This window comes from Acidiphilium sp. (assembly GCF_049977125.1).
Taxonomy (GTDB): Bacteria; Pseudomonadota; Alphaproteobacteria; order Acetobacterales; family Acetobacteraceae; genus Acidiphilium.
On the sequence record NZ_JBMFGY010000261.1, the window covers coordinates 1 to 3005 of the forward strand.

Genomic DNA, 3005 nt, shown 5'->3' on the forward strand with positions numbered 1-3005 from the left:
AAATAATCCTATTGAGGCAAGAAAACCGTCTCATGGGAGCGAACTGTTAGGGTATGCCGCAATAAGACAGACTGAAATCTGGGCTTAAAGTCGAAGTTCTCGTGCCCCGTCAACAATAGCAAAATGTATGGACTATTTTTCTCAGCATGACAGCTCAACGCGTCATGGCTGAGGTTAATATCCATCTGCATACTCGGGCACAGGAAAAGAACCTCATCGATCAGGGAGACGAACTGGTAGGCACCAACTAGTTCTTATCACGGAAGCCCATGACAGCACCGACTTTGATGCGGGGGAGGCAGTTCTGGACACTCCATCAGACTTTATCAGCACAAGTGGACCAGAATCCATTTTCATATAAATGCCGGATGGAATAATTCGGCAGAATCGAATGCACCGCAATAAATTATTAGGGATTTCGCTCTATCGTTCGACCAAAGAGGATGTCGTATATGTGCAGCAGTACTGAAATCGAGATCGACCCCGCAGTGCCATGGCGCGAGGCTGCGGATATTCGTATCGGGTCCGGCTTCTCAGGCCGTGATATCAGCCGGTTCCTGCGCTACAAGATGACAACGCCGACACGGCATTTCGTAGCAAAAAATGTCACATTCGATCCGGTATCCGGACTCGTTCTGCACAACGATCAACCGCTGCCCTGGTCTTGCTATTTTGGACCAGAAAATGGACGGGTTCCTATACAAACCAAAGCCGCACTCGCGCGAAAACCGGCGTTTGACACAATTAATGACCGCCGCGTGTACTGCGGCTATAATCAGCACTTCAGGAACTACGCACATTGGATCACCCAGTGCGTTCCAGCGATCGTGGGTTACGCCAGAGAACCTCAATTTTTGGGCGGGTTGTTGCTACTGCCGCAGCTCCCGTCAGAATACGAACACGCACTACGGCTTACGGGTATCGCTCTTCCCGAGATCCTACAAGTTGATTCAGATCAAGTGGTCCGGGTTGAAAACTTTGTGTATTCGTCCCATCTTCAGAATTTCAATGCCCCTTCCTATCATACCAGAACCGTATTCGATAATATGATCAGGGCCGCATCGCAGAAAAAAGATCAAAATAAAAAGATTTATATTTGGCGAATTGACAGTGATAAGCGGCCAATGGTTAATGAAATTGAGCTTGTTGAAGCACTGACGCAGAAGGGATTCATACCGGTCATCACGGGATCTATGTCTATAGACGAACAGATCAACTGTTTTAACAATGCTGAACTTGTTGTTGGCGCCCACGGCGCAGGTTTCGCCAACATCGTATTCTGCCGGCCGGGAGCGGCCGTCTATGAGCTGACACCGGAGCATCATATCGATCTCTATACTGGCTTCGCGATGAGCGTCCTGGCACAGACACGCTCAGTTCATTACTGGGTCGATGCGTTTCCGTCGCATGGTTCCTTCATGGAATTTGGTCATCAGGTTCCTTGGTCGGGAGACATCAGTCATATTGTGAGGCGGGTTGACGAAATAATGCAAACTTACCGCATTGCCTGATCGTCAAACACTCGGAACCACGCGTTGACGTTTGCCATCAATATTGCGGAGGAGTTTTTTATCAACGACGAATCTTGCCCCTGAATACGCTCGTAGCTGGCTTCGTCGTCAAAGACAAGCCCACCGAATTCCATGATAGCTTCGTCATACCAGTCAACGTTGTGCGCGAAGCCTGGCTTTAGACCGAGCAGGATTGTCAGGCCGGACGGAAACGTTGGAACTGTGATCATGGTGAGGTCTGGCCGGTAACGGCGCAGGCAAGGAACAATTTTCCAAACATCGCCGCACCAGTACCGCGACGTACGCTCTCGCTGTGCGGAAACCGCGGTGACCGGCAACGTATCGTGAATGACTACCACGGAACGGCTTTGGCATATCCGTTCCAAGTTGATGAAATCACGCAATACCTGATCGAAGTGATGAAGTCCGTCGATGAAAGCAAAGTCGATAGGTGGTAATGGTCCGCCGGATTGTGTTGCACGCTCGGCAAAATAGGTATCGCTCGTCACCCGATTAATCGTCGTCGGAGCAACGTAAGGGCGGTCCGCAGAAGAGCGTGGCGCCGGATCAACGCCGACGGCAATCGTGCCATTTCGAGCTAGAGCCAATGTGTCGCCATCAAATACCCCGATCTCCAGGTAGGTTTTCGGCTTGAGCTGCTCATGGAGCACAGACAGATGGTCGCGGTAGGTTGGTCCAGGAAAGCTCGCTTGAGCCAGGCGTTCGAACACTTCAATCGTCGTTCCGGCCGCAATCGCTTGTCGATACAAAGTCACTGCCTCGTCAAAACGACCACAAGCGAGATTGATGTCGGCTACCTCGGCAAGGATGTCGCCGCCGATGGTACCGGCATACTCGTCACTGATTGCCGACGTCCGTCTGTCCATATCTTTTGCGCTTGGGATAGCGCCAACATCATTCAACATACTCATTGATCTATCTTCCAGTTATTTGTTTGGTTTGAACGGCTAAAATTTACGTAATGACTCTAACTGTATTAGTGTTATGATCGCTCTGAGTTTATTTATATTAAATTTATTGCTCAAATAGTGCATTAGTACGTCATTTATGTTTAGCACGACGGCCTCAAGACGGTGCTATTGGCAGCGAGCGGGGAAGCTATCGTATCCATAAGACCCTGTTCAAGCATACCACGATCAAAATCAGCGACTGTCCCGTTTGCACGAACTCGAGCTGCGCGCAAGTTAGTAAAGCCGATTCGTAGACCGCTTTCTGTAATAATAGCATGTAGATAGCTTTCCGAATGGATTCCATTCATCGCGAGACAAGCTTCTATGATGCCATCGAACCGCGTTGCATAAATTTCGGCCGCCGCTGCCGTACAGAAGGCGAAACGGTCGTTCGTGCCTCCCCAAGATTGCCATGCTGGAACGACGATATCGACCTGGTTTCTTAGCAGAGGGAAGATATCATGCGCGGCATTCACAGGATCAAGATACATTAGGTCCGGTCGCATAAAAAGTATGATGTCAT

General features: G+C 49.7%; 3 protein-coding genes. 1 reads left to right on the plus strand and 2 read right to left on the minus strand.

What is annotated here, in order from left to right:
- Positions 1-452 precede the first annotated feature (452 nt).
- Positions 453-1511 carry a glycosyltransferase family 61 protein gene (locus tag ACP5E6_RS17770; RefSeq protein ID WP_427956511.1) on the plus strand — a complete coding sequence of 353 codons (1059 nt, stop codon included), beginning with the start codon at positions 453-455 and terminating at the stop codon, positions 1509-1511.
- Here the strand turns inward: ACP5E6_RS17770 and ACP5E6_RS17775 are convergent.
- Entirely contained in the window at positions 1496-2443 is a 948-nt protein-coding gene (locus tag ACP5E6_RS17775; RefSeq protein WP_427956514.1) for a class I SAM-dependent methyltransferase, read from the minus strand. The two genes, ACP5E6_RS17770 and ACP5E6_RS17775, sit on opposite strands and share 16 nt — an antisense overlap.
- A 140-nt stretch (positions 2444-2583) precedes the next feature.
- The coding region (locus ACP5E6_RS17780; protein WP_427956516.1) for a hypothetical protein at positions 2584-3005 on the minus strand (422 nt) is incomplete at its 5' end.

Excerpts from the sequence above, each read along its gene's own strand:
- ACP5E6_RS17770 (WP_427956511.1), top strand. The coding sequence starts at position 453 with ATGTGCAGCAGTACTGAAATCGAGATCGACCCCGCAGTGCCATGGCGC.
- ACP5E6_RS17775 (WP_427956514.1), bottom strand. The coding sequence starts at position 2,443 with ATGAGTATGTTGAATGATGTTGGCGCTATCCCAAGCGCAAAAGATATG.